This window comes from Sutterella seckii, from assembly GCF_009183815.1.
GTDB lineage: Bacteria > Pseudomonadota > Gammaproteobacteria > Burkholderiales > Burkholderiaceae_F > Sutterella > Sutterella seckii.
Window position 1 is genome coordinate 1 of the sequence record NZ_WEHX01000288.1, and the last position, 236, is coordinate 236.

The following is a 236-nucleotide window of genomic DNA, read 5'->3' on the forward strand; positions in this document are numbered from 1 at the left end:
GTAACATCGATCGATGCTCAAACGTACTCAGACGTACTTGGTTGAAGCTCGATCGATGCCTCAGACGTACGTAGCTGTACATCGATCGATGCAGACGTACGTAGCTGTACATGATGATCTCAGGCCCGCTGCATTGTTTACTTCCCGTGATGGAGTAAAGCGCGCCGAAATTGCACGCAGACTCGGATTGAGCCGTCAATGGGTTACCAAGATCATCAAGATATCATCAAGATATA

Annotated in this window: 1 protein-coding gene; it reads left to right on the forward strand. The window is 47.9% G+C overall.

Translation table 11 applies throughout. The annotated features are described in order from the left end of the window. Window positions 1-88 precede the first annotated feature (88 nt). Window positions 89-236, forward strand: a 148-nt coding sequence (locus GBM95_RS13225) for a helix-turn-helix domain-containing protein (RefSeq protein ID WP_404817504.1), incomplete at its 3' end; no start/stop codon positions are given.